Source organism: Xanthomonas sp. fls2-241-TYG-148 (assembly GCF_030208815.1).
GTDB classification, from domain to species: domain Bacteria; phylum Pseudomonadota; class Gammaproteobacteria; order Xanthomonadales; family Xanthomonadaceae; genus Xanthomonas; species Xanthomonas campestris.
Window position 1 is genome coordinate 403,467 of record NZ_JARVTE010000003.1, and the last position, 25,449, is coordinate 428,915.

23 protein-coding genes and 1 tRNA gene are annotated in these 25,449 nt (G+C 64.0%); 2 read left to right on the forward strand and 22 right to left on the reverse strand.

The window, feature by feature from the left end:
- The first annotated feature begins 474 nt into the window (after positions 1–474).
- Both QRM60_RS07010 and dxs read left to right on the forward strand, forming a co-directional pair.
- Positions 475–1,131, forward strand: a complete 657-nt coding sequence (locus QRM60_RS07010) for an HNH endonuclease (protein WP_042598499.1) — start codon at positions 475–477, stop codon at positions 1,129–1,131.
- A gap of 178 nt (positions 1,132–1,309) precedes the next feature.
- Positions 1,310–3,226: a 1-deoxy-D-xylulose-5-phosphate synthase gene (dxs, locus tag QRM60_RS07015; protein ID WP_042598615.1), complete on the forward strand. Its 1,917-nt coding sequence runs from the start codon at positions 1,310–1,312 to the stop codon at positions 3,224–3,226.
- A gap of 299 nt (positions 3,227–3,525) precedes the next feature.
- On the opposite strand, the gene QRM60_RS07020 is transcribed toward dxs, so the two are convergent.
- The 22 genes from QRM60_RS07020 to QRM60_RS07125 all read right to left on the reverse strand — a co-directional run bounded on the left by QRM60_RS07020 (position 3,526) and on the right by QRM60_RS07125 (position 25,449).
- Positions 3,526–4,782: a glycosyltransferase gene (locus QRM60_RS07020; RefSeq protein WP_285445856.1), complete on the reverse strand. Its 1,257-nt coding sequence runs from the start codon at positions 4,780–4,782 to the stop codon at positions 3,526–3,528.
- Positions 4,767–5,381 (reverse strand): hypothetical protein, encoded by a 615-nt coding sequence (locus tag QRM60_RS07025; protein WP_285445857.1) that lies wholly within the window; start codon positions 5,379–5,381, stop codon positions 4,767–4,769. Before QRM60_RS07025 ends, QRM60_RS07020 begins: the two co-directional genes overlap by 16 nt.
- A complete protein-coding gene (locus QRM60_RS07030) occupies positions 5,359–6,507 on the reverse strand; it encodes a glycosyltransferase (protein ID WP_285445858.1) in 1,149 nt (382 codons plus the stop codon). The genes QRM60_RS07025 and QRM60_RS07030 overlap by 23 nt, the downstream gene beginning before the upstream one ends.
- Positions 6,498–7,457 (reverse strand): NAD(P)-dependent oxidoreductase, encoded by a 960-nt coding sequence (locus QRM60_RS07035; protein ID WP_115577254.1) that lies wholly within the window; start codon positions 7,455–7,457, stop codon positions 6,498–6,500. The genes QRM60_RS07030 and QRM60_RS07035 overlap by 10 nt, the downstream gene beginning before the upstream one ends.
- Complete coding sequence (locus tag QRM60_RS07040; protein WP_285445859.1) at positions 7,454–8,302, reverse strand: MBL fold metallo-hydrolase; 849 nt, start codon at positions 8,300–8,302, stop codon at positions 7,454–7,456. Before QRM60_RS07040 ends, QRM60_RS07035 begins: the two co-directional genes overlap by 4 nt.
- Positions 8,302–9,333 (reverse strand): 3-oxoacyl-[acyl-carrier-protein] synthase III C-terminal domain-containing protein, encoded by a 1,032-nt coding sequence (locus QRM60_RS07045; protein WP_285445860.1) that lies wholly within the window; start codon positions 9,331–9,333, stop codon positions 8,302–8,304. Before QRM60_RS07045 ends, QRM60_RS07040 begins: the two co-directional genes overlap by 1 nt.
- 333 nt (positions 9,334–9,666) lie before the next feature.
- Positions 9,667–10,692 carry a TraB/GumN family protein gene (locus tag QRM60_RS07050; protein WP_285445861.1) on the reverse strand — a complete coding sequence of 342 codons (1,026 nt, stop codon included), beginning with the start codon at positions 10,690–10,692 and terminating at the stop codon, positions 9,667–9,669.
- A 56-nt stretch (positions 10,693–10,748) separates the two neighbouring features.
- Complete coding sequence (locus tag QRM60_RS07055; RefSeq protein ID WP_285445862.1) at positions 10,749–11,246, reverse strand: cupin domain-containing protein; 498 nt, start codon at positions 11,244–11,246, stop codon at positions 10,749–10,751.
- 34 nt (positions 11,247–11,280) lie between these two features.
- Positions 11,281–12,072, reverse strand: a complete 792-nt coding sequence (locus tag QRM60_RS07060) for a WecB/TagA/CpsF family glycosyltransferase (RefSeq protein WP_011037584.1) — start codon at positions 12,070–12,072, stop codon at positions 11,281–11,283.
- Positions 12,073–12,079: 7 nt separating this feature from the next.
- Positions 12,080–12,874, reverse strand: a complete 795-nt coding sequence (locus QRM60_RS07065; RefSeq protein ID WP_285445863.1) for a polysaccharide pyruvyl transferase family protein — start codon at positions 12,872–12,874, stop codon at positions 12,080–12,082.
- Between the two features lie 40 nt (positions 12,875–12,914).
- A complete protein-coding gene (locus tag QRM60_RS07070) occupies positions 12,915–14,117 on the reverse strand; it encodes a glycosyltransferase family 1 protein (RefSeq protein WP_285445864.1) in 1,203 nt (400 codons plus the stop codon).
- Between the two features lie 73 nt (positions 14,118–14,190).
- Complete coding sequence (locus QRM60_RS07075; RefSeq protein WP_042598478.1) at positions 14,191–15,672, reverse strand: lipopolysaccharide biosynthesis protein; 1,482 nt, start codon at positions 15,670–15,672, stop codon at positions 14,191–14,193.
- A 17-nt stretch (positions 15,673–15,689) separates the two neighbouring features.
- On the reverse strand, positions 15,690–16,739 hold the full coding sequence (locus QRM60_RS07080) for a glycosyltransferase (protein WP_285445865.1): 1,050 nt from the start codon (positions 16,737–16,739) through the stop codon (positions 15,690–15,692).
- On the reverse strand, positions 16,736–17,878 hold the full coding sequence (locus QRM60_RS07085; protein WP_285445866.1) for a glycosyltransferase family 4 protein: 1,143 nt from the start codon (positions 17,876–17,878) through the stop codon (positions 16,736–16,738). Before QRM60_RS07085 ends, QRM60_RS07080 begins: the two co-directional genes overlap by 4 nt.
- Positions 17,879–17,896: 18 nt before the next feature.
- Positions 17,897–19,015 (reverse strand): acyltransferase family protein, encoded by a 1,119-nt coding sequence (locus QRM60_RS07090; RefSeq protein WP_285445867.1) that lies wholly within the window; start codon positions 19,013–19,015, stop codon positions 17,897–17,899.
- Positions 19,012–20,295: a polysaccharide biosynthesis protein GumE gene (locus QRM60_RS07095; RefSeq protein WP_238151466.1), complete on the reverse strand. Its 1,284-nt coding sequence runs from the start codon at positions 20,293–20,295 to the stop codon at positions 19,012–19,014. Before QRM60_RS07095 ends, QRM60_RS07090 begins: the two co-directional genes overlap by 4 nt.
- Positions 20,296–20,389: 94 nt before the next feature.
- Complete coding sequence (locus QRM60_RS07100) at positions 20,390–21,844, reverse strand: undecaprenyl-phosphate glucose phosphotransferase (RefSeq protein ID WP_040941103.1); 1,455 nt, start codon at positions 21,842–21,844, stop codon at positions 20,390–20,392.
- A gap of 242 nt (positions 21,845–22,086) precedes the next feature.
- Complete coding sequence (locus QRM60_RS07105; protein WP_285445868.1) at positions 22,087–23,526, reverse strand: GumC family protein; 1,440 nt, start codon at positions 23,524–23,526, stop codon at positions 22,087–22,089.
- The gene (locus QRM60_RS07110; protein ID WP_029216900.1) at positions 23,508–24,206 is read right to left on the reverse strand and encodes a polysaccharide biosynthesis/export family protein; all 699 of its coding nucleotides are present in this window, start codon (positions 24,204–24,206) and stop codon (positions 23,508–23,510) included. Before QRM60_RS07110 ends, QRM60_RS07105 begins: the two co-directional genes overlap by 19 nt.
- A 469-nt stretch (positions 24,207–24,675) precedes the next feature.
- A tRNA-Pro gene (locus tag QRM60_RS07115) sits at positions 24,676–24,752 on the reverse strand.
- A gap of 60 nt (positions 24,753–24,812) precedes the next feature.
- A complete protein-coding gene (locus tag QRM60_RS07120) occupies positions 24,813–25,169 on the reverse strand; it encodes a MerR family transcriptional regulator (RefSeq protein ID WP_005995911.1) in 357 nt (118 codons plus the stop codon).
- Positions 25,150–25,449 carry an integration host factor subunit alpha gene (locus QRM60_RS07125; RefSeq protein ID WP_002811076.1) on the reverse strand — a complete coding sequence of 100 codons (300 nt, stop codon included), beginning with the start codon at positions 25,447–25,449 and terminating at the stop codon, positions 25,150–25,152. Before QRM60_RS07125 ends, QRM60_RS07120 begins: the two co-directional genes overlap by 20 nt.

Here is a 25,449-nt window from a genome sequence, read left to right on the forward strand (position 1 = left end):
TTGGGCCGATCGGGCCAGCGCGCGGCAGCTCAGCAGGCGGCCGAAGTTGGCAGAGCGTGGGCGCGAGCCGGTTTGGTGTTCTTGAGGTGCACCCTCTAAAGACATGCAAGACGCCGACGTGCTCGGCCAGCGCCTGCAGCAACCAGCGCAGGACCGGGCTGGACGCGCCAACGCATCAGAAACCAGCAGCGCGTAGGAGCGCGCTTGCGCGCGATGAAGCTTGCCCGGTGACGCTTCGTAGCCTTATCGGTAACGCTCATTCGCGCACAAGTGCGCTCCTACGATGCATGACGCCGTTGTCGATGGCACCCGTGTCTACCGCGCCCGCCTGTAGGCGCTGCGGCCATTCGCCGGATCGTCCTGGCCACCCATGGCTTCACAGCACACACACCGCCGCCGCCCACACAGTCGAACAACCGCCGAGATCTCGCAGATACACAAACTGTCAACGATCGGGTATAAGCTGTTTTCCCGATGGAGACAGACACGCACGTAGGTGATGTGATCGTCCCCGGAGGCTTCCCCGCCCCGGTCACGGGCAGCGCTGTCGCCGCATTCCCGCCCTTGCCCACCGTGCGCCTGCTCTCCCTGGACGCGCATGGCCGTGTGCTGGACTGGATCAACTGGCAAGACGCCGCCTGCCTGTATGCACGCGATGCCGTGTCGTGGACGCTGGGCGAGCCCTGCATGCAGATTCACGGCGGCGTTTCGCGCCTCACCGGCGAGCGCAGCGTGCTGGAGCTGCATCCGATCATCGCGGCACGCGGCCACGCCCGCTCGCGCGCGCTCGACCCCACGCCCACCCTCACCAACACCGCCCTGTTCGCACGCGACTCGCAGTTGTGCATGTATTGCGGCCAGCACTTCAGCCGCCCGCACCTCACCCGCGACCACGTGATGCCGGTATCCAAGGGCGGCCGCGACAGCTGGGAAAACGTGGTGACCGCGTGCTTCCAGTGCAACTCGCGCAAGGCCAACCGTACGCCGCAGCAGGCGCACATGCCGCTGCTGGCCGTGCCCTACCGGCCGAGCTGGATCGAACATCTGATCCTGTCCAACCGCAACATCCTGTCCGACCAGATGGCGTTCTTGCGGGCGCAACTGCCCAAGCGCTCCAAGCTCTCGCTCTAGACCGCGCTCGCGTTTGCCCGCATGCCACTGCGACAGTTCGTCGCAGGCATGCGGCGCGGCCACGCCACGCGCGCATCACGGCTGCTGCAGCCATCACTTCCCGCTGACACCTGAACCGGTTTGCTTGCCGGGCCTTCGCATGGGGAGGACAATATGGCTTCAGCACATTGACACGATGATGATCGACTCCACCCGCTATCCGCGCCTGTCGCGCATCCAGACTCCCGACGATCTGCGTACCTTCGAGGAGGCCGACCTCACCGCGGTCGCCGACGAACTGCGTGCCTACCTGATCGAATCGGTGGGCAAGAGCGGCGGCCATTTCGCCGCGGGTCTGGGGGTGATCGAACTCACCGTCGCCCTGCACTACCTCTACCAGACGCCGGTCGACCAACTGGTGTGGGACGTGGGCCATCAGACCTACCCGCACAAGATCCTGACCGGGCGCCGCGACCAGATCCACACGGTCAAGCAGAAGGATGGCGTGGCGCCGTTCCCCAAGCGCGAGGAGAGCGTATACGACACCTTCGGTGTTGGGCATTCGTCGACCTCGATCTCCGCCGCGCTTGGCATGGCGATCGCCGCGCAGCGCAATGGCGACGACCGCAAGGTGGTGGCGGTGATCGGCGATGGCGCGATGACCGCCGGCATGGTCTACGAGGCGCTCAACCACGCCGGTGGCATGGACCCGGAACCCAACCTGCTGGTGATCCTCAACGACAACCGCATGTCGATCTCCGAGGCAGTGGGCGGGCTGACCAAGATGCTCGGCCGTGCCAGCGGCAGCCGCACGCTCAACGCGATCCGCGAGGGCGGCAAGAAGATCCTCGGCGACAAGAAGAACAACCCCACCGCGCGCTTCGTGCGCCGCTGGGAAGAACACTGGAAAGGCATGTTCGTGCCGTCCACGCTGTTCGAGGAAATGGGCTTCCACTACACCGGCCCGATCGATGGCCACGACCTGCCCAGCCTGGTCGGCGCGCTGAAGACCTTGAAGACCTTGAAGGGTCCGCAGCTGCTGCACGTGATCACCACCAAGGGCAAGGGCTACGAGCTCGCCGAAGGCGACCAGATTGGTTACCACGCGGTCGGCCCGTTCGACCCGAGCAAGGGTCTGGTGGCCAAGGCCGGTGCCAAGAAACCGACCTACACCGATGTCTTCAGCGACTGGGTGTGCGACATGGCGGCGGCCGATCCCAAGATGCTGGTGATCACCCCGGCGATGCGCGAAGGCTCCGGCCTGGTGCGCTTCAGCAAGGAATACCCGCAGCGCTACTTCGATGTCGCGATTGCCGAGCAACACGCGGTCACCCTGGCCGCCGGCATGGCAACGCAAGGCGCCAAGCCGGTGGTGGCAATTTATTCGACCTTCCTGCAGCGCGGTTACGACCAGCTGGTGCACGACGTGGCGGTGCAGAAACTGGACGTGCTGTTCGCGATCGATCGCGGCGGCGTGGTCGGCCCCGACGGCGCCACCCACGCTGGCAACCTGGACCTGAGCTTCCTGCGCTGCGTACCGCACATGGTGGTGATGGCGCCCGCCGATGAGGCCGAGTGCCGCCAGATGCTCACCACCGGCCTGCGCTATGAGGGCCCGGCAGCGGTGCGCTATCCGCGTGGCACCGGCCCCGGCACCGCACTGGATGCTTCCTTGACCACCCTGCCGATCGGCAAGGCGCAGCTACGTCACAGCGGCGCACGCATCGCACTGCTCGGCTTCGGCGCCACGGTGGATGCCGCTGAAGCGGTGGGCCGCGAGTTGGGCCTGACAGTGGTGAACATGCGTTTCGTCAAACCGCTCGACAAGGCGATGCTGCTGGAGCTGGCCAAGAGCCACGAAGGCTTTGTCAGCATCGAAGACAACGTGGTGGCCGGCGGCGCAGGCTCGGGCGTCTCCGAACTGCTCAATGCCGAAGGCGTGCTGATGCCGATGCTGCATCTGGGCCTGCCGGACAGCTTCCAGCACCACGCCAGCCGCGAAGACCTGCTCGCCGAGGCCGGTATCGACCAGGCCGGCATCCGCGCCGCCGTGCTCAAGCGCTGGCCGCAGCTGATGGCAAAGGGCCAGCAAGCGTTGAATGCAGCGGCAGGCTGAGGCCTGCTGTGCTGCATGGCGTGAGTAGCGCAGGCTGAGGCTTGCTTATTGAGTGACGTCGTTGGCGTCGTTGGCAACCACCGGCTGAGTCCTCTTTGGCCATACCGCGCGTTTGATGCACTGAGTGGCTAGCAATGCGATCCGATGTTGCAGGCCTGACCGCTGGTGACCAGATGCAGCAAGCAGGACCTAGTTGCAACGGGCGCACGTCAGCCAATTGGCAACTGACGCGAGCGCTCTGTAAGCGCCGCGTCCTCGATCTCGAATCGTGCAGCACTGCTTTGGTATTCACCACCATGCTAAAGCGTGGACACTTTCCCGTTGCACGCAAAGGCTTCCACCAACTGCAGCAGCGGTGCCTGCGCATTGATCTCCCGCAATTGCGCCTGCAGCCGGTTCACGCCAGGCAACACGGCGTCGCCGTTCAACGCTTGCTGCAATAACGCAGGCAAACCGCCCAGATCGCGCAACCACCACGCAGCACCGGCTGCCTGCAGCCGTGCCGCGTGGTCGAACTGGTCGTAGTCCAGCGGGTAGACGATCGATGGCAGCCCCGCCGCCAGGCACGCGTACAGAATGCCGGCGCCACCGTGGTGCACCACCAACGCGTAGCGATGCAGATGCTGTGCGTAATCGACATACGGCAGGCAGTGATAATTGCCCTGCGCTGGCTGCGGCGGCAGCGCGGTATCGCCCGCACTGAAATGGAACACCACGTCCGGGAACTGCGGCGCCAAGGCGCGTAGGTCCGCGTCCATGCGTTGCTTGACCCATTGCAGATGCGTGCCCAACGTCACCAGGACGTGGCGGCGCCCGTCGATGAACCTGGGCGGCGGCACGTCATTGGGCGGCGTGCACAACTGCGGCCCGACAAAGCGCACTGCGGCAGGCCAGCGCCGCGCAAATTCAAACGACGGCAGGCCCAGCGCGAGCACGCAGTGCGGCGAATACACCGCCTCGCTGCCATCCGCGCGGTACAACGCGGGCAACCCGGCCGCACGCATCTGCTGCCGGTAACAGCGATGCAGGGTGCGCTTGAAGCCACGCGTCAGGCGGCGCGCGATGCCATGCCAGATCCGATGCGGCCCGCTACTCGCGGGCAGCAGGCCGCCGAAATACGCTGGCGGGCCATCGGCGGTTTCCAGCACGCAAGGAGACGGCAGGCTGGTCCACCAGGCAATGCCCATGGCCTGCGCCGCCAACCCGGCGCTGGGCACGGTGAAGTCGGCAATCACCAGCTCCGGCCTGCGTCCGCGGTAGTGCTGTTGCAGGGCCTCACCCAGCCGCACCATCAGGCCCAGGGCGGCGTGCAATTGGCGGCGCAGCCGCAACGGATTGTGGCCGACCGCGTTCGGCGGATTGGCGATCTGCGCCAGCAGCTGGTCGGCCTGCGCATCGAGCACGCTGATGCCGTGCAGGCCGCACGCTGCGATGCGCGCCATTGCCGCAGGCGTACTGATCACGCGCACGTCGTGCTGCGCCGCCAGTTGGCGCGCGATTGCCAGAATCGGATGCAGGTGCCCGCTGTACGGCGGCGCGATCAGATCGATGCGCATGTCTGCCCTCGCCGCCCGGCCTGCTCCACTTCGCTCGCGAACGCCTGGCAGGCCGCGCGCACCGTGCTGTCGCGCAGATAGTCCATGTGCCCGCACGCGGGCTGCATGTCCACCGGCCCGCGATATAGCGCGCGCGAGATCCAGTCGCGGCGCCCCTGCACGATGCATTGCTGCTCGAACGGTGCCACCGCATTCGCAACCGGCCCGTAGGCGAACACCGCAACGCGCGCGCGCAGTGGCGCCGGCAGGTGCAACGCCGCCAATAGCTGCAGGCCGCAGCTGCCGACCAGCAGCAGCGTGAGCGGCACTGGCTCCAGTTGCGTGATGACTGCTGCGCGCTCAGGCGGCGCCACCGGGCCACTGCGCGCGGCCAGATACTGCCGCGCGTTGGCCGCACTTGCCCGCCAGAGCGGTACGCGCTGATGCGCAGCGCCATCCGCGCGATAGGGATAGTTGCAGTCCAACAGGCGCCTGCCGTGCCCGCGCAATTGCTGCAGAAACAGGCGCTGCTCCTCGCTCAGCGCGCAGCGCCCCGGATCGCTTTGCCCGGTGAGGAAGGCGATCTGCAGCAGCGGCTCACTGGGCACGAAACCGCCCATCCGGCAGCACGCGGTAGCGACGGGTACGCCAACGAATCGTGCGCATCAGTGCGGCATGCAGCAGGTGCAACGGCTGCAGGCACTCGGCCGCCAGCGACAGCAGTGGCCGGTGCCGGCTCGCGCCGGTGGTGCGCCATTGCAGCAGGCACAGCACCGCGGCACGCACGGTGAGCAGGCCGGCGACTGCTGCAAACGACAGCGCTCCGGGTTGCAGGCAGGCCGCGAGCAGCGTGGCGATCAACAGCCACGGTGGCAGCCCATGCAGCGCGCCGATCGCCAGCTTCACGGCCGGGCGCTGGCGGCGCAGCAACAACAGCGCGAACAACATCCAGCGATGCATCTGTCGCACGTAGCTGGCCAGATCGGGCAACGCAGTGCGCATCGCCACCGGCGCGGTGGACTGCCAGAGCCGCCCCCCTTGCGCACGCACATGCGCGGCGAAGGCCAGATCGTCGGTCAGCTGGTCCAACAATGGCGCAAATCCGCCCCAGGCCTGCAGTTGCTGCGTGCGACCGGCATAGCACATGCCATTGATCGTGAGAGGCGCCGCCCATGGCAGCCACCCCAGATACGTGAGCGCGGCATTGTTGTTGACGAACTGCGCCAGCAGCCGCCCTGCCAACGTGCTCCCGTCCTGGTAGTACGGCAGCGCGGTCACCAGATCGGCGTGCGCCAGGTCGTGCAGCAGCTGCGCCAGCGCAACGCTGCCTAGCTGCGCATCGTCGTCCAGGATCAAGGTGATGGATGCCTGTACCTGCGGCAGTGCGTGGTGCAGCTTCCAGGCCTTGGGATTGATGCCGGGCGGTGCGGGCGGCACCGTGATGCATGCGATCCGCACGCCAGGATGCTGTGCGACCAGGGTTGCTGCAGCAGCGTTGCCCGCTGCGTCGTCGGCATCCAGCAACCAGACGAACTGGGCGTGCGGCAGCGCCTGCAGGTTGGCGGCGAGCACCTGCTGCAGATGCGCATCGCCGCCGAGGATGGGTTGCAGGATCGCCACCTCCGCCTGCGTTCCCGCTGGCACCTGCACTGCGGCGCGGCGCTGCACAATCCACAACGCACCCAGCGCACGCAGCATCAGCATGGCGAGATAGGCCAGCGCCAGCAGCAGCGTGGTTACACCCACTGCGCTGCCTGCCAACGCACGAAGGCGTCGATGCCTTCGTCCAGACCAACGCTGGGCGTGCCCAGGTCAGCCAGCGTGCGGCGCGGGTCGAAGGTCTTGGAGTACGCAAACACACCCACGCCGAAGCGCGTGATCGGCGGCTCGCCACGCAGGCGCAGCAACCGGTAGGCGCCCTCCACCACACTGGCCATCCGCAACGCGGTGCCGATGCGCACCTGCCGCTGTGGCAACGGCAACTGCAGGCGCGCCAGAACATCCAGCAGCAGCTGCTGCAGATCGACCGGCTGCGCATTGGTGAGGTTGTAGGACGGTTGCAGCTGCGGCGCGACGGCGGCGCGGTACAGGTAGTCGCAGAGCGCATCGATGTAGATCAGATCGCCGATCACCGGCTGGCTCTGGCCGACAAACCGCGGCAACGCTCCTTTGCGTGCGGCAGCAATCACACGCGGAAACAGCACGGTGTCGCCGGGGCCGAATACCGCGCGTGGACGCAGGATGCTCTTCTCGCCCGCATACCCGTCCAGCAGCGTCTCGCCGAGGTATTTGGTCTGCGCGTAGGTGTTGACGAAGCGCGGCCCGATCGGGCTGTCTTCGCTGAGCGCGTACTGATGTTCTTCGCGATAGAACACCGAGCTCGATGACACGTACAGCAGACGCGGATTGCCGTTGCGGGTGCAGAAGTCGATGACATTCGCGGTGGCTTGCACATTGTGCAGCTCGAATTGGGCGCGGGTGCCCCAGGGAGACGCCAGTGCCGCCGCATGAATCACCACATCCGGCTGCCAGTCGAGCGTAAACGGCTGGCTCAGGTCGATGCGATGGTAGTTGGGCAACGCGCAGGCGCGGCGGCCAATCCCGTGGATGTCCAACCCTGGCTGGCCCTGAAAGCGCCGCAGAAAGGCGCCGCCCACAAAGCCCGACGCGCCGGTGACAAGAATACGCAGGCTCATCGCCACTCCGGTTGATAACGGTCCAGACTGGGCTGGCAATGCGATGGCAGGATCGCCAGCTCCGGATGCGCCTGCACCAAGTTATGCAGCACGCGCACGGTGCGCTGGAACGCGGACCAGTCATGCATCAGCAGCCGCGTGGGCCAGGCCGGCCACGCCAAGCTTGCAAAGGTGGCCGACGACCACACCGCGTCGGCGCACAGCAACACCTCGCGATCGTGCTGGTCGCGCAACCACAGCCCCATCTGCCCGGGCACATGCCCGGGCAACGCCACCGCCATCACGCTGCCATCGGTGAACAGGTCGTAGCCCACGCCCAGGCCCTTCCACGCGCCACCGAGTGCGCGCTGCGGCGCCTGCTCGGCAAACTGCACGCGCTGCGCAAAGTCGTCTGGCAGCAGTTGCGGCAGCAGTGCACGCCGCAGGCCGCCCAGGCGCGAGGCCGCGCGCAGCTGTGCATAGTCGGCGTGCAGGCAGATGAAGCGCGCAGTGGGTAGATCGCGCAGACCGCCGACATGGTCGGCGTGGAAGTGCGAGATCAGGCACCAGCCAATGTCCTCGAGCGCCAGATCACGGCGCGCCAGCTGCGCCTGCAGACGCTCCTGGGCGGGCAAGGTCACTGGCGTGGTCCAGCGATACAGCCGCTCCGGCAACGGATCGGTGGCACGGAAGAAATGCGCTGCATAGCCGGTGTCATACAGCAGCGCCCCGCGTTGCGGATGCCGGATCAGCACACTCAACGCGGGGAATTCCACCGCATGCCAATGCCCGTCCGCGCGCACCATACGTTCGCAGTGGCGGCAATGCCCGATGCGCAACAACTCGACCGAGACCCGCGTCGCCATCAGTACCTCAACACCATGCCGCCGATCGACAGGCCGGCACCGGTGCCGAGCATCGCGAATAGTTCGCCGCGCTGCAGCTGCTGCGTGACCCTGGCCTGATGCAGCGCGTGCGGCAGCGATGCCGCCACCTGGTTGCCATGTGCGTGCAGGATGCGCACCACCTGCTCCGGGCGCAGGCCGAGCGCCTGCACCACATGATCCAGGCCGCCACCGGAGGCCTGGTGCGGGATCAGGCAGCGCAGTGCGGTGGTCTCGGCGCCGGCGTCGCGCAGCAGCTGCTCCCAGAACACGGGCAGGTGGCGCGCCGCAAAGCGATACGCACCGCGCCCATCCATGGTGAAGACCCGCGTGGCTTCGGGCGTGGTGTCTTCGCCACGCGGATAGCGGCTGCCGCCACCGCGGATGCGGCACAGCTCGGCACCGCTGCCGTAGCTGGCCAGGCGGCTGGACAGCAGCGCCGAGTCTCCGTCCGGCGCGCTGCGCCCCACCACCACGGCGGCAGCGCCATCGCCGAACAAGCCGGCGGTCGATGGCACCGCCGCATCCAGCCCGCCCGACGCCACTTCGCTGGAGACGATGAGCACGCGGCGATAGCGGCCCAGGGCCAGCGCGTTTGTGGCCATGTCCAATGCGACCAGAAAACTCAGGCAGGTGGCGTTGACATCGAATGCCGGGATGCCAGAGTCACCCAGCCCCAGGGCACGCTGGATCAGCACTGCCTGGCACGGGATCGGCTGCTCCATCACGCTGCAGGCGGAGATCAGGCAGTCGATCTCGCCGCTGTCGATACCAGCGCTAGCCAATGCCGCTTGCGCGGCGGCTGCGCCCATGGACGAGGCCGTTTCGCCCTCGCCCGCGTAGTGGCGCGTGGCGACGCCCAGCCGCGCGAACGTGGTTCCCGGCGGCAACTGCCAGCGTGCGTCCAGTTCTTGCGACGTCACTTCCGTGGCGGGAACGTGGCACCCGGTGCCCAGGATGCGCAGCGGCAATGCGTTCAACAGATCCGCCTCGTTGGTCAAGGCGCGCAGCATACCGTGGCCGGCCAGGCAGACCCAGCTGCCTGCGCAGTGTTGGCGCAGTCGTGGGGCTTGCACGGCGAGCACAGCGCCATCCGTAGCGATGGGTGGGCATGGCGGCATTTCGTGCGGGTCGAGACTGGCATCGTGCGCCTGGCCTCGCGCGCGCATGCGTGGCGAGCCAGGGCAGACGTTGGGCGCGCTACAGTTTCCGCGCTGACATCCGAATCCGGGCGGCATTGACCCGCGTGCCGCCCTCTCTCTTTTCTGTCACCGCGGGCAGCATGCGTTCGATAACCGGTGCAAGCGCACATCAGGTCGCGCCAGTCACACAACCTCGCACCGCCCTCAGGGCGCCTCCACCTCATAGCCCAGCGCACGCAAGCGCGCGGCATAGCCGTCGGACGCGGTCAGCCGGCTGATCGGCAATACCGCAAAGGTGCTGCGGTTGCGCTGCAGTGCCTGCGTGGCGATCTCCAGCCAATGCTGGCGCAGCCGGCCTTCCAGATCGTTGATGCCGCGCTTCTTGGCCACGCCGGTGCTGGCCATCGCCCCCATGCACGCGGCTTGCGGGTCGGCACGCGGCAACTGGCGCAGCGTTTCGATGTCACCGACCGACCAGGCATTGGCGCGTTCCACCATCGTCGGCAGGTCGCGTTCGACAGTCACCAGAATGCTGCGAAAGCACGCAGTGTCGTCCATACCGCCCGCACGGAAATCCTTGATCGCCTGGCGCGGGTTGTCGATCTTGTATTCGAGCGTGGTCGAGGTCGGCTTGATACCGGCGCGCTTGGCAGCGCGCTCCACCACCGACCAGACCACCGGCGAGCGGGCCAGGCCAGAGCGTTTGAGCGCAGCCTGATACAACTCGCCGGCAGCCAGCATCGGCCGCTTGCGCTCCACGCCACGGTCGCGCCCCATGTAACGCGCCTTGGCAGCGGTCCAGCGCGCATACAACTCAGGCGGCAGCACATCGCGCAGCTCGCGCCCGTCTTCGTTCTTCATCGCCTTCATCGCGGCGGGCACCAGGGCCAATTTGCCGAACATGCCAACGTCGGCATCCACCTGCACCATCGGCGCCATCAGCACCTGCTGCGATTGGCCGATGATGGTTTCGACCTCGGTCGCTTGCCACTCCAGGTCTTTGGGCAATGGCGACAATGTGCCCAGGATCCACAGCACGTGGTCGCCCTTGCTGACCTTCCACAGGCTGGGGCCAGGTTGCTGCCCGCGCACCACCATGGCTTCCAGATCGACCACCGTTGGCGGCGCTGCCGGCGCCTGTACGGCCACCTCGACGGCACACGCCAGCATCGGTGCCAACAACGACACCACCACGATTCCTGCCCGCCACACCGCCCCCCTGCGCTGCATCACGTACCGCCTCCCGGTTGGAACGCGGACACTACGCGAACGCGGCTCCGCACGCGTTAGGGAAGCGTTGGCGGCTCCGGCGCGGCGCCTTCGGCAACCAACGCGGCCAGCTGCGCCGCCAGCGGCGAGCCGTTTTCGAGCAGCGCGAATCCCGCCCAGACAAACCCTGGCGAAACCGTGCAGCCCACCAGGGTGAAGTCCCCCAGCGAGCGCGCCGCCTGCCAGCAGCCGGCCGGCACCACGTGCATGGCGTCGCCACGCTCTGCGGCGTCCAGCACCTCGCGCCGCAACTGCCCGCTCGCTTCGTCGAAGATCAGCAACTCCAGCGGCGCACCTTGCTGCCAGTGCCAGCACTCCTCGGCATCCACCCGATGCCAGCGACTGGCTTCGCCTGCGCACAACAGGAAGCGGATGGCGGTCAGCGCCGGACGCGGCGGCGCACCGCTGTCATCCAGCACCTGGCGTTTCGACGCGTACACGCGCCGGTAATGGCCGCCCTCCGGATGGGGGGCAAGGTCCAATGTTCGAATCAGCGCGGCGGCGGTTGGATGCATGTCCGCATGCTAGGCCACACACCGCCGCCGTGCATCACGCCAGCTGTTTGCCCGCACGCAGGCAGGTGCGGAAGAACACCAGCAGATCCCAGCTATAGCGTTTGAGCAACCGGCGCGGCTCGTTGAGCAGCCGGTACATCCATTCCATATGCAAACGGCGCACCCAGTTGGGCGCGCGCTTGGCGGTGCCGGAGAGAAAATCCAGCAGGGCGCCCACGCCGAACACCAGCGGCACCTGCAAGGCCTCGCTGTGGTCGAGGATCCACCGCTCCTGCAGCGGGTTTCCGAAGGCCACCAGCAGCACATCGGCACCGGAGCGATTGATGCGTTCGGCCAGGCCCTCGCCCGCCGCCGCAAATTCGCCATAGCCATCGCACATGCCCACGACCTGCTGGCCCAGCGTTCCGGTCAAGGTCGCCGCGGCGGTCTTGCCCACGCCCGGGCGGCCGCCCAGCAGGAAAAACTTGAGCGGCTGCGCGGCCTCGCGGCAGAGGTACGGAATCAGGTCGGTGCCGTTGAGGTTGCCGGCGAATCGGCGGCCATGGATCAGGCGCGCCGCCAGATCCATGCCGATCCCATCGTTGACGATGCGCACTGCCGGCGCCTGCATGCGCGCGCGCAGTGCCTGGCACTGCACGATGAAATTGGTATTGGCGAAGAACACCCGGCGCGGTTGGTGCGCGGCCAGCGCATGGAACAGATCCAGCGCGAAGGCTTCCTGCGTGGTCGACAACACCGGGAAGCCGCCCAGCGGAATCACCACCCCTTGCGCAGGTGTCGCTGGACTCACCGTTGCCGTCTCCACACCTGCTGGTTGGCCATGCATTGTCGTTTCACCACAAATCGTAAGGGAACGCAGCCAGCAATCCTGCCTGCAAGCGTTCAAGATCGAAACTGCCGTTGCCGCCCAGTTCCATGCATTCTTCCACGCTGTGGCCCGCATGCCATTGCATGCGCCCGGTGCCGTGGTAGTAGTCGTCGTACTTGAAACGGTCTTCGCCGTTACCCCAGTCCAGATACACCGCCGGGATGCCATAGGCTTCGGCCAGGATCAGGCCATGCAGCGAACTGCTGATGACAAACTCCGCACCCAGCAGCGCACTCATGAAGGTGGCCGGCTTGACGTTGGGAAACACCAGATGCTCGGCGTAGGCGCTGTACTTCTCAACCGGCTCGTTGAAGTGCGGCACGATCGCGAATGGACGCTTGGTGACCGGGCCCAGGGCGTCGGCGGGGAAAAACTTGGGCATCAGCAGCCCAGGGTCGCCATACACTTCCGGCACGGCAATGCCGCGTGCCATCAGAAACCCGCGCGTCTTGGGGCCACGCACCGCGCGCACATCCAACGCACCGAAGGTATTGCGTTCGGCCGGGATCTTGCCGTTGATGCCACTACCCCACACGGTATCGCCGGTGTTGGCGAAATGCAGCACCGAACCAATCGCGATGAGCTTCCTGGACAGATCACGCTTCTCGATCAGGGTCTTGTCACGTAGGCCGAGCACGCTGGACACAATCACCTTGGACAGGTGATCGCCCATGTTCACGCTGCCGTTCTTGGGCTGCCACCAGTACAGAGCCTTGCGCTCGGTGTGTTCGATCCATTTGTGCAGCAGCGGGTTCGGCATGGGGGTCCTTTGCAAAGAAGTCAAAAAAGTCGAGCGGCGATCAATGCGCCAACGCGGCGGCGGCAGCGGGAGCTGCTGCGCTGGCATTGGCAGCGGGATACAGACGCGTTTCGGGATAGGGCGTGGGGTCGAGCACGCGATCGGTGGTGTCGGACCAGTTCAAGCATTGACGGTACCGCACGCGCGGCGCCTCCAACGCAAGGCTGATCGCCGCGATCACCGACTCGGCATTGCCCGGCGTGTAGCCAAAGCGGGACTGATACGGCCCGACCACCGCGTTCGGGCACACCGCGGGCAGCCCGAAGAAGTCGTACTGCAATAACTTCATCGAGCTATCAGCCAGGTATACAGGCACCTGCTCGGACGCATACGGCGCGATCCCGAAGCGGGCATGCTTGATGTAGCCAATGGTCTCTGCGTGCTTCATCTCGCCGTAGACCACTACGTTGTCACCATAGCCGGGATGGCGCCCCATTCCCGAGCCGATGACGTGGAAGGTCACTTGCGGAAACGCCTTGCTGGCAACCACGAAAAACTCGGGATCGAACAGCATCGATCCCACTGCGACTGCATGAATCCCCTCGCCGTACGGTGACGGGTCACCCAGTTGGTCCAGGTCGTGATCCACGCCATGCCCCACGTGATAGACGTTGTCGCGGCTGGCGATCTCGGTTGCCATTGCCGGCGAGACCAGGGCGATCACATCCAACTGCGGCGCCACGCGGTCGAACTCACGTTCGATGAAGGAAGCCACGTTGATGGTGCTCAGCCCATCGGAAGCACGATAGACCAACTTTGCCTGCGGATTGAGGCGCTTGGCGAGCTCGATGAAAGCCACCGCGATCCCGCTTTCGAACACGATGACGTCAGACTCGCGGATCCATTGCACCAACGTGGCGGGCGGATGCTCCGCATACCAGCGGAACATCATGTCCTCTACCGGGCGTAGCCAGGGCTTGCGGGTATTGAACGGGTGCACCAGCGTGCGCCACAAATAGCAGTCCACGCCTTTGTGGTGAACCACCGTGTTGGCCGTGTCGTCCAGCGGCAATCTCATGTCGCCCTTCATCCGCGACAACTTGCTGTAACGCAGCGAAAAGAAGCGCGTGGTGCCGCGGGTGGCCAGCTGATCGGTGATGAAATGGATATTGGCGCGGCGCGGGGTCCGGTAGTCGTGCGCGGACAGCACCAGATAGCAGGGCCGGCGAATGGCGGTGTCAGGGGCGGAAGACGAAGCGCTCATGGGCCGAATCCTTGTAGTGGGAATGAAGGGACACTGCCGAACTGCAATAACAATCTGGGGTGGTCAGAGGAAATCATCGCTTGCGCTTGGCCTCGCCGAGTAACTTGCGGATGTCCAGGATCGACAACACATCGCGCCGGAAGGCAGGCCATACCAAAAACACCAACACGCAGCCCACCAGCATGGCACCACTGCCGGCCAGCAGCTGCTTCCACAACGGCCCGCCAATCCACTGCGCTGCGTAGTACGCCGCAACACCGGCCAGACCATAGCCCACGATCGCGCGCAAGCCGTTGTTGAACAAGCGCAGCGCTGGTGCATTGGAAATCTTGCCAATCCACACCAGTGACAACGGCCATAGCAGCAGCAGGCCGAGTGAGTAGCCGACCGCCACCCCCATCACGCCCCAGACCGAACCGACCAGGATGCAGGCAATCAGCAGCACGCGACCAACCAGCGAGTACACCAACTGCTGGCGCATCAGTCCCTTGGCCAGGAAAACCCAGTACGCCGCATAGGCAACCGCCTGGAAGATGCCACCGATGGTGAGCACCTGAAACAACGGAACCGCTTCGCGCCATTGTTCACCCAGGACCAGCACGATCAACGGCAATGCGAGTGCGCAGGCGAATGCGAACAGCGCCACGATCAGATGCACCATCACCGTCTGTCCGCGCAACAAAAACGCGTCGAAACGCTCGCGCTCGTCCTGCAATTGCGACAGCACCGGCAGCGCCACACTGGTCGCAGGCGCATTGATCTGATTCAACGGCATCATCAACAGCTGAAACGCGCGGTTGTACAGACCCAGCGCGTCGGCACCGGTCCGTGCACCAATGATCACCTGGCCGATATTGCGGCTGGCGTAGCCCAACAACTGCGCCGCCATCAGGTTCCACCCGAAGCTCAGGAAGGTGCGCATCGGCGCATCCTTGCGATAGCCGCGCGGCAGCCAGCGTGCACAGGCGACCGCGATCACCAGATTTACCAGCGCTTGCACCACTTGCTGCAAGACCAGCGCCCAATACCCCCAACCCAGCAGTGCCGCCGCGACACCGGCCACCAGCCCCAGCACCTGCGCACCCACATCGCTCAGCGCCACCTGGCCGAACTGCAGTCCACGGCTCAGATGTGCCCGGTACTGCGTGGTCATGCCATTGAGCAGGAAGGTCACCGCGAGCGCTTGGGAAATAGTGACCAGCACCGGCTCGTGGTAGAAATCGGCAATCCATTGAGCGGCTGCATAGACCACCACCGACAGCACCAACCCGATGCCACTGTTGATCCAGAACAGATTATCGCGCTGCTCGCGACTGACATGCTTGGCCTGGATCGCCGCCGATGACAGGCCGAAATCCCGCAAGATTTCCGCCACACCCACAATCGCCGTCACCATGGCCATCAAGCCGTAGTCGTACGGCGTCAACAAACGTGCCAGCAGCACGATGCCGCCGAACTGCACGATCATCTTGGCCGACTGCCCGATCATGGTCACGGCGGCGCCGCCGGCGGCACGCGACCCGAGGCTGCGCGGCGGCGGTGTTGGGGAGGTCATGGTCGATGTCTCTGCGGTCACAGCGCGGCGTCTCCATCCTTGCCGAGCGCTTCCAGGTAGGTGCGATAGTGCAATTGCCCGATCCGTGGCCAATCACGTTGTGAAAGATCGGGCGCCGGGCCACGCGGCGCGGCGCGCACCTGATCGAGCATGCCGCTCAACAACGCCGCATCGAACTCGCCTTCGTAGAGAAACACCCAACCCGGACCCACCTCTTCGGCGATCGCGGCGTTCGATTCGCTCCACGGCGCCAGCACGGGCCGTGCCAGCGACAACGCCAGCAGCAAGGTGCCGGAGTTGTGCATCTGCTTGTATGGCAGCACCACCAGTTCACAGGCACTGACCTCGCGCGCGAGCACCGGCTCTTCGACATAGGCCAGCAGTGCACTGATACGTGCATCCTGCGCACAGGCGGTTTCGACCAGCGTGCGCATCTGTGGCGTCGCCGGGTTGCCGACGATGCGCAGGCTCAGGCGCGGATCCTGCACATCGCGCATGACGTCGAGCAACACCTCAACGCCCTTGTACGGCCGGATCAATCCGAAATGCAGCAGCCGACCAGGCACCGTGGCGCCCTGCTCCATCGTCGCGAACCAGTCGCGGTAATGGCCGTGCAGGATGGTGTCGGTGAACGGCGGCCGCACCGGTGTGGTGGCGTTGATGCGGATCCAGCGCCGCGTCAGCTGATCGATCCAGCGCAGCAGCGCGCGCTCGCGCCAGCCACGGTCTTCATGCGGCGCCAGGTTGTGCAGGGTGCGCACCACCGGCGTACCGGTCAGCTGTAACTTCATCAGCAGCAAGGCTGCGCAGGCCTGCTTGGCCAGCGTGCCCATCTTGCTGGGATGGCGCAGCAGATATTCCGGCCAGTGCAGATGCAGCACGTCGTAGCGCGACAACAACGCATCGCGCATCGAAAAAAAGCGCGGCTGCACCGCGTCAGGCAACGCATCGTAGAGCTGGGTGAGATACGGGTTGGTGTTGGCGTTCGGCTTTTCGGTGGAGAACAGCACCGTGATCCGGGGCGCCGCAGCAGCGCGCGTTACTGGCAGCGAAGCAGACGCGCTCATCGCACGGCCTCCTGCGTTCGCGGCGTTCCCAGCGCCGCGTGGTACTCGTCGATATAACGCCCCACCACGTGACGCCAGTCGTAGCGCGCCACATACGCCATGGTCGCCGTGCGCCGCGCATCGAAGTCCGCATCGGCCTGCAGCGCCAATGCTTGCACGCTGTCGGCCGCGGCCTGAATCCTGTCGCGATTGACGATCACACCCTGTCCGGACTCGGTGGCAAGCCGCACGAACGGAGGAATGTCGCTGAGAATCGGGATCAACCCTGCGCTCATCGCTTCCACCGCCGCAATCCCAAATCCCTCATGCCGCGACAGGCACACGAAAAACTGCGCCTGTTGCATCAACGCGCACAACTGCTGCTGCGATGGCGACATGCTCAGCTGCACCTTGTCCTGCAAACCGCGTTCGGCGATGGCCTTGCGCAGATCCGCCTCATTCAAATCGTACTCGCGCCCGGCGATGATCAACCGCCACTGCGGATCACGCGTGAGCGCAGCCTGCAGCAATTCAAGCGTTTCGATCAGGCCCTTGTTGACCGACCAACGCCCGAAATACAGCATGGTCCGCCCGGCTGATCGAGCGCCCTGCCCTGCATACTTCTCGACGTCGACACCGTTCTCGATTACCCGCAAGCGCGACGGCGCAACCACCTTGGCGAACAGGTCGCCGTCATTCTCGCTAGTGGCGATCACACGCGCATAGGCCAGCGCAGAAGTACGCGTCAGCGTCTGAAACCAGATCTGCTTCATACGCGACGCATAGGCAGTGTGGAAAAACCCGCCATGCGTCGAGACCACCATCGGCTTGCCATGCAGCGGCTTGGTCAACGCCAGGTAGTCGTAGAAAAAATCGATGCCATGCAGATGCACCACGTCCGCCGAACGGATCGCCCCCAGCACCGAAGGCGCAATTGGATACCGCGATGAACCACGATAGCCGATGCGAGTGATCGGCAACCCCTGATGGACCTCGTGCTGCGCCAGTTGCGCGGAGGGATCGGTGAACACACGATCCAACGTCACGATCTCAACCGTGTCGGCACTGTTGGCCTGATGCTGACGTGCCACGTTCAGCACGACTTCCTCCATCCCCCCGATCGACGGATGGAACTGGCGGACCACATGCACGACTTTCATTGCGAACGGCTCTCCGAGTCAGGAATAGGACGGCGATGCCACTTTGGCGCGCAGCTGTGCAGGCAAGCCAAGCGCCCATGGCGCGACGCGTATCAGCACCCAACGCGCCGGGACACACACCAGCAATGCAACGATGGTCACGAAGATCGCCCAGCCAGCGCCTGGGCGCCCACCGGGGAATCCACCCGCAACCGAAGCCACACCCGAGAGCACGAAGAACACCAGCATATGCAGACATAAGATCAGCAGCGTGTTACGCCCCACCCATTGGATCCACGCCCAATGCTGCACCAGCGGCGCGGCGCAGATCACCATCAGCGAGCCCAACAACGCACCGGCGAGAAACAGCGCATGGTTGCGGCCAAATTCGAGCATGTTGATATCGATCCGCCCGTTGGTCTGCGCAATCCATGCAACCGAAAACGCTAGCACCAACATCGCGAGTGCACTGCCTACGATGGATTTCGGCAGCCGTGCCGACAGATGCACCAAAAGTGCACCGATTGCATAGAAAAACAGCGATACCGGCAGCACGTCCAGACCGAAGAACAGGCGGCTGCGTTGCGATGGGAACCAGGCCATCCACGCCCACGCCACCACCAGCGAGATCAGCACGATGACCGGAGGCGACATCACACGCCTGAGCAACGTGTAGGCAAGCACCGTCACCAGCATGACTGGCAGAAACCATAACGGCGGCAACACATACAGATCTGGCCCAACACCGGTGAACATGGCGGTGATTGGCTCCCACCAGGGATGGTTACCCCAGCGTGCAGCTTTCTCGCCAATGTTGCGTGTCAGCAGCCAATACACATACCCAAACAGATAAAACACCAGGTAGGGCGGCAGCAAACTGCGTGCCTGTTTAGCCACGGTCTGCGTCAGGCTATTTTTCTGCGATGCGAAACCGGACGCCAGCCACCCGGACACCATGAAGAACAACGGCACGTGGAAGCTGTACGCAAACACCGTGAGCCAATAAGGCACGCCTTTGGCATGGCATAGCACCACCAGCAGGATCGCAATTGCTTTGGTGGCATCGATGCGCGGGTCGCGGATCCGTCGCACTGCCACGTCTGCCGCTGGTCGCGTCGACGTCTCCGACGACGTCACTGCCGATGCCGCCACGCTCATCGCACGCTCCCCACAGGCAATGCCAGTTCAGGATCATCCGGAGTGGACGGCTGCTTCACTCGAGTGCGCAGCATCGACGCACCAGCCGGCACCATGTGCCACATGCAGCCGCACACAAACCACCATAAGGCCGACGTCTTGATGGAGAAGTAGCCGTTTGACACCAGCAAGCTCAGCGCGAACGCAAACATCGCCAGGTTCTTGAACAACTGCCCTTCCTTGCTGGGCATCAACAACAGGAAGGAGTAAGACAGCAGGAACGCCAGCACGCCGACAATCGACTGCGAAGCAATGAAGTAAGAAATACCGCTGTCGAAATACCGGTACGCCTGCGCGAAATCCAGGCCCATCCACGACTCGAACGACAGATTGTTCATCGAGTTCACGGTGAAGAAAATGCGCCCCATCGTGGTGTCCTGGTAGGCCGTGATCCCCGTTATCCAGACCAACAACCAGGCGGACGCGATCACCAGCAAGAACAGCAGGAACGCCAATCGTTGGTCCAGCCGTTTCAACAGCGGCGACAGCAGCACCATCAAGACACACGTGCCCGCTGCCAGTCGGCCGTCGGACGCCACGATCATGAAACCGATCAGCCCGATGGACAACATCAAGACCGCCGGTCGCATCCAGCGCCAGAACGTCAGCACGATCGCAGTGAAGAAGCAGATGTAGTTGCCCATCGTTACTGGCTCGATGAACCATGACGACGCCCGCGGCAAATTCGAGCCCGGCAGGAAGTTACGCTCACCCGGCCGGGTGGCGCTGACGAACAGGTTGCTGTCCTGGTTCCAGAAACCTTCGGCGCTCATCCCGCGTGCGTTGACGAAGAAGCTCTTTGGGTTCACCAGGTCGCCGTAGGCGGTAGGCATCGCCAATTCGAACGCGGCGACCAACGACACGATGATCGTCATGCGCAAGAACAGCTTCGGCAGCGAGCCGGTGTACGCCGACCCCAGCACGACAAACGCGAATACCACCAACGCGTCGCGGAAAAATTTCGGGTCGATCTGCCAGTTGACCAGGAACCGGACGAACATGAGCGTGACGATCAACCCCAGCCCACCGACGATCATCGCAATGCGCTGGCGGCTCATCGAGCCCAGTCCGAGCAGGAAGCAGGCGGCGTAGACCAGAAACTCCACCGCATACGTCACCACGGGACGCACAATGAATACATTGGCATTGATCAACGCCAGCAGCAGGTTGTAGCCCACGCCGGTCAGCAGCGTCAGTTCGATCAGCGCGTTGTGCCAACGCACCCGCGTCTGCTCGCTCATTTGAATCAGCATGTCAGCGCCCGCGAGAGAAAGGCGGCTGCGATGCAGCCGCCCGCGGCGCAAGGTGCGCCAGGTCGCACACTCCCCACCGTCATCAGTACGCGGTCTTCTGTCCGAGCACGCGCACCGCCGTCAGCACGATGATGCGGATATCCAGCCACAGCGACCAGCGACGGATGTAGTCAAGGTCGTACTGGATGCGCTTCTTCATCGTCCGCAGCTCCGGGGTCTCACCGCGGAAACCATTGACCTGCGCCCAACCGGTGATCCCCGGCTTGACGTAGTGACGCTGCATGTAATGGTTGATCAGCTTTTCATAGTGCGTGTTGTGCTGCGCGGCGTGCGGGCGCGGGCCCACGATCGACATGCTGCCGCCCAAGACATTGAAGATCTGCGGCAGCTCGTCCAGGCTGCTGCGACGCAGGAAGCTGCCAAAGCGCGTGATCCGCGTGTCGTTCTTGGTCGCCTGCTGGATCGTGGTGCCATGATCGTCATGCACCCGCATCGAGCGGAACTTGAACATGTAGAACTCGCGGCCACCCAGGCCGTGGCGGCGCTGACGAAAGAACACCGGGCCGGGCGAGCTCATCTTCACGCCTACCGCAATGGCCAGCATCAGCGGCCACAGGCCCATCAGCGCAATCACCGCCAGGATCTTGTCCTGCAGCGCCTTGGCGACCACGAAGTAGTTGTCACGATCCACGCCACCCTGACGCAGGTTGATCACCGGCACGCTGCCGATCTGCTCGGCGGACTGGTTCAACAGGCCGAAGTCGAACAGATCGGGCACCAGCTTCACGTTGATCGGGTAGCGATCCAGACGCTGCAGCAGCTGCTTGATGTGGTCGCGCTCGCCAAGCGGCAACGAGATCCACACCTGCTCCACCTGGTTGTTCTTCAGGTACTCGATCAGCTCATCAGGATCACCCAGGCACGGCAGGCCCTGGCGCTGCTCGGTCACTGCCAGGTCATACGGCGTGCGGAAGTAACCCACGAGGTTCATGCCGACCCACGGGTTACGGCTCAGGTAATGACTGATCTTCATCACTGGATGACGCAGGCCGACCACCACCACGCGCTGGACATCCACGCCCTGCGTGCGCAAGTGGTTGAGGAAGCCACGCAGCAAGGTGCGTGCGGCCACCAGCGACACCAGGCCGCCGACAAACCACAGGCCAATCCAGCCACGCGACACCTGCTCACCCACCTGCACGATCAATGCATGCACCGCGAACAGCGCGAACACGCCGCCGAACGCACCGCCCAGCACCATCAGCTCACTCAGCAATCCACGGCCGCGCCAGCTGCGATACAGCGGGAATAACGCAAAGCAGATGACCGAGTACAACAACGTTGTCGCAATCGCGACCCGATAGGGCGCTGCGGGTACCCAGGTACCGAAAACGATGCGGTATGCGATCAGTCCGGACGCAACGACCATGGTCAGGTCGAACACGCGCAGGACCAGGTCGGCGGCTGCCGAATATTTGGACAACAATCGCGGCGAGGATGTCGTGTAAGTCGCGCTACTCAAGTCTGCCAAAAGCATGGGGATGTCCTCCAAACTCGATACGGCGCATGCGGGGGAACATACGAATCGCACGCGAGCTTTCAATCATCCTGTCGTCCGATCACCGCGGTAATACCTACCGACCCCAGATCGCACGACAGCCCTTTGTTTCAACAGAGACAAACCTTCAAACGAGGGAGCCCGCACCTTACGGGATCCCACCTTTTCCACGCTGAATCAGTTGTCACTTCAATTAACCATCGTTTTGCAACATCACGATGTCAGTTCAACCGCGACTCCGGAGCAGGACCACGCAGGAAGTAGCGAACCAGAGCCACAGCCACACCCAGGAATACGCCAAAGATCAGGCCCAACGCGAGGTTCAATTTGAGTTTCGGCGAAGTCTTAGACGTAGGCACGTCTGCGGTATCGACGATGGTCACGTTGTTGGCGCCCACGTTGCTCGCCACGCCGATTTCCTTGTAGCGCTGCAGGAGCGCATCGTAGAGCTGGCGGTTGGTGTCGACGTCGCGCTTGAGCATGTTGTAGCGGATGCTGCGGCTCTGCAGATCCAGCTCATTGGTCCGCAGACCGGCGATGCGATCGTTGAGTAGCTGCTCCTGATGCACGGAGGCGTCGTAGGTCGCCTTCAGCGACTGACGGATATTGATGACTTCGCCATTGATCTGACGGCGCGACTCTTCGATCTGCGCCTTGAGGCGCTGCATCTCCGGGTAATCCGGCTTGAAGGTCGACAGTTTCTGCTGGTACTCGCTGGTCAGACGCACCTGCTCGCTGCGCAGGCTCTGAATCAGCGGGCTGCTCAACACCTGCGGCAAGGACATGCCATCGCCACTGGAAGCCTGCCGCCAAGCGGACTCGGCCTTGATCCGGGCGTCCTGTGCGGATGCCAGCAACGCATTGAGATCGGTCAGGTTCTGCGCAGGCAGCGAGGGCTTGTCGTCGCCAACCGACACGATCTGCTCTTCGGTCGAATACGAGACCAGATCCTTTTCAGAGTCTTCTACCTTCTCGCGCAACTGCTTCAGGCGCTCAGCCAGAAACTGCGTCGCAAACGAGGACGCCTTCATGCGGCGTTCCTGGGTGCTGACGATGAACACCTTCGGGTACGTGTTGGCGATCTTGGCAGCCAGCACCGGGTCTGGCGAATCGTAATTGACGTACACCAGGCGCGAGTTGAGGATCGGCTCGACCACCAGCCCGGCGAGCAACGTATCGGTGAGGCTGCGCTCGACGATCGCCTGCCGCGAATCGAGCGACTTACCCGCCTCGGGATTCTTTTCGGCGGCCTTGGCCAGCGCCTCGTCCACCCGTTCCTTGAACGCCGGCTCCTGATCGAGCTTGGCTTCCCGGATCACCGCACGCGCCAGCGAACGGCTCTGCAGCAACTGGTACTGGGTCTGGTAGAAATCGCGATCCTGCGGCGATTCCACCGGCATCAGGTTGTCGACGTTCACCACGTTGAGCGAGTCACGCTCGATCTGCAGCGTGCTGGTGGCGCGGTACTTCTCGGGCATCAACATCGTGATGCCGAATGCCAGCAGCAGCGCGCCGACGGCGATCAGGATGATCAGCCAGAGCTGCGAGACCAGGGCGCGCCAGTAGTCCATCAAGCCGACATCTGCCAGTTCCAGATGACCATGACGCTGCGACGAAGAGGAACGATTGTCGGAATTCATACTCATCGGTAAGCGCGCCACACCATCACCAAGGGGGTCAGTTCCAACATGGTGCGCAACCACACGCGCGCATCCGAGCGATACACCACGACAATGTCGCCGCCATAGATCTCAGGATCCGGATTGGCCCCCTTCTCGATCTCGGTCAGGTCGAACCGCGCAATCATTTTTTGCCCATTGACCATGCGGAACACGATCACGTTGCCGCGGCTTGCCACCGTGCTGACACCCTTGGCCTGCGCGATCGCCTGCTGCAAGGTGAGGTTGGCGCCGATCACCGGGTAGATGCCCGGCTCGTCTACCGCACCAGTCACCGTGACGCGGCGCCCGTTGGACTCCTGCACGAATACCGAAATCTGCGGCTGCTGCAGGTAGCCTGCGCGATACCGATCGGCGACCAGCTTTTCCAGTTCGCCAACGCCCAGACCGGCGGCCTTGACGTCGCCAATCAGCGGCAATGAGATGTGACCGTTCTGGTCGATGCGGACCTGCCGCTCCAGATCGTCGATCTGAAACACCTTCACCAGCAACAGATCGCCCGGTGCAAGACGGTATTCGGGCTGCACCGTGGACATTGCCAGCGGGTCTGGATGCGGCAGCGAAGACGCCATCTCCGGGCCGGTGCTGCAAGCGCCCAGCGACATCGAGCAGAGCAGAGCCAGGCTGAGGCCTTGGCAGAGTCGTCCGATCAGTTTCTTCATGCGTGTAGCTGGCTGCCTCTGTTGGGTGGGACAGGACCTCGCGCAGCATTCAACCGGCTCAGGCGCCAGCACGAACGTACGACAGGAAGTTGCATCCCGACACGTGCCGAGACCAACGTTGAATCGCGTGTTGCAGTGCACTATGGCATAGAACCAACACATCGCAAGGCACAACACGCCATTTTTTTGACGGCGTTGGCCTATTGATTCAAGTTCGTCGCCTCGACGTTAAGAGAACGTGACCCGGGTCGTCATTCTCAGCATACGAACTCTAGCGTTTCCGGGCACTTACGGACGCCTGCTGATCCCGACCTGTAGCAGCCTGAACCGCAAAATAATTGTGCACAGGACTTGCATATGCTGCCTTGCAATATGCCGTTGCGCATAGTGGCATAGCCTGGAATGCCATCGAACTGACATGTTGCGACGCAACAAAAAGGCCCACGTCTTGCGACATGGGCCTGTTGTTTGGTCGGGGTAGCCGGATTCGAACCGACGACCACTAGTCCCCCAGACTAGTGCGCTACCAGGCTGCGCTATACCCCGAAGATGTTGCGTCCCGCCCTGAGGCGGCCTGCGATTATAGCGGCTTTATGCGGCGCTTTCCTAGCGTCGCAGCAGCTGCAGGACTTCTTCAAGCTCCATGCGCACCTGCTTGATGATCTGATTGCTCAGCGCTGACTCGCTCTTGGCGCCATCCCCTTCAAGACGCAGACGCGCGCCACCGATGGTGTAGCCCTGCTCGTACAGCAGGCCGCGGATTTGCCGCACCATCAGCACATCGTGCCGCTGGTAGTAGCGCCGGTTGCCGCGCCGCTTGACTGGCTCCAGGCTCGGAAATTCGGTTTCCCAATAGCGCAGCACGTGCGGCTTGACATCGCATAGCTCGCTTACCTCACCGATGGTGAAGTAGCGCTTGGCCGGAATCGGCGGTAGCTCGCGATTACTGCCCGGATCCAGCATAAGCCTCCACCCGTTCCTTGAGCTTCTGGCCGGGGCGGAAGGTCACCACCGTCCTGGCCGAAATCGGAATTTCCTCACCGGTCTTGGGATTGCGACCGGGCCGTTGGTTCTTGCGCCGCAGATCGAAGTTGCCGAAGCCCGACAACTTCACCTGACGGCCCTGCTCCAGTGCATCGCGCAGCACATCGAAAAATGCGTCGACGAATTCCTTCGCCTCGCGCTTGTTCAGGCCGACTTCGTCGAACAGACGCTCGGCCATCTCCGCTTTCGTCAATGCCAT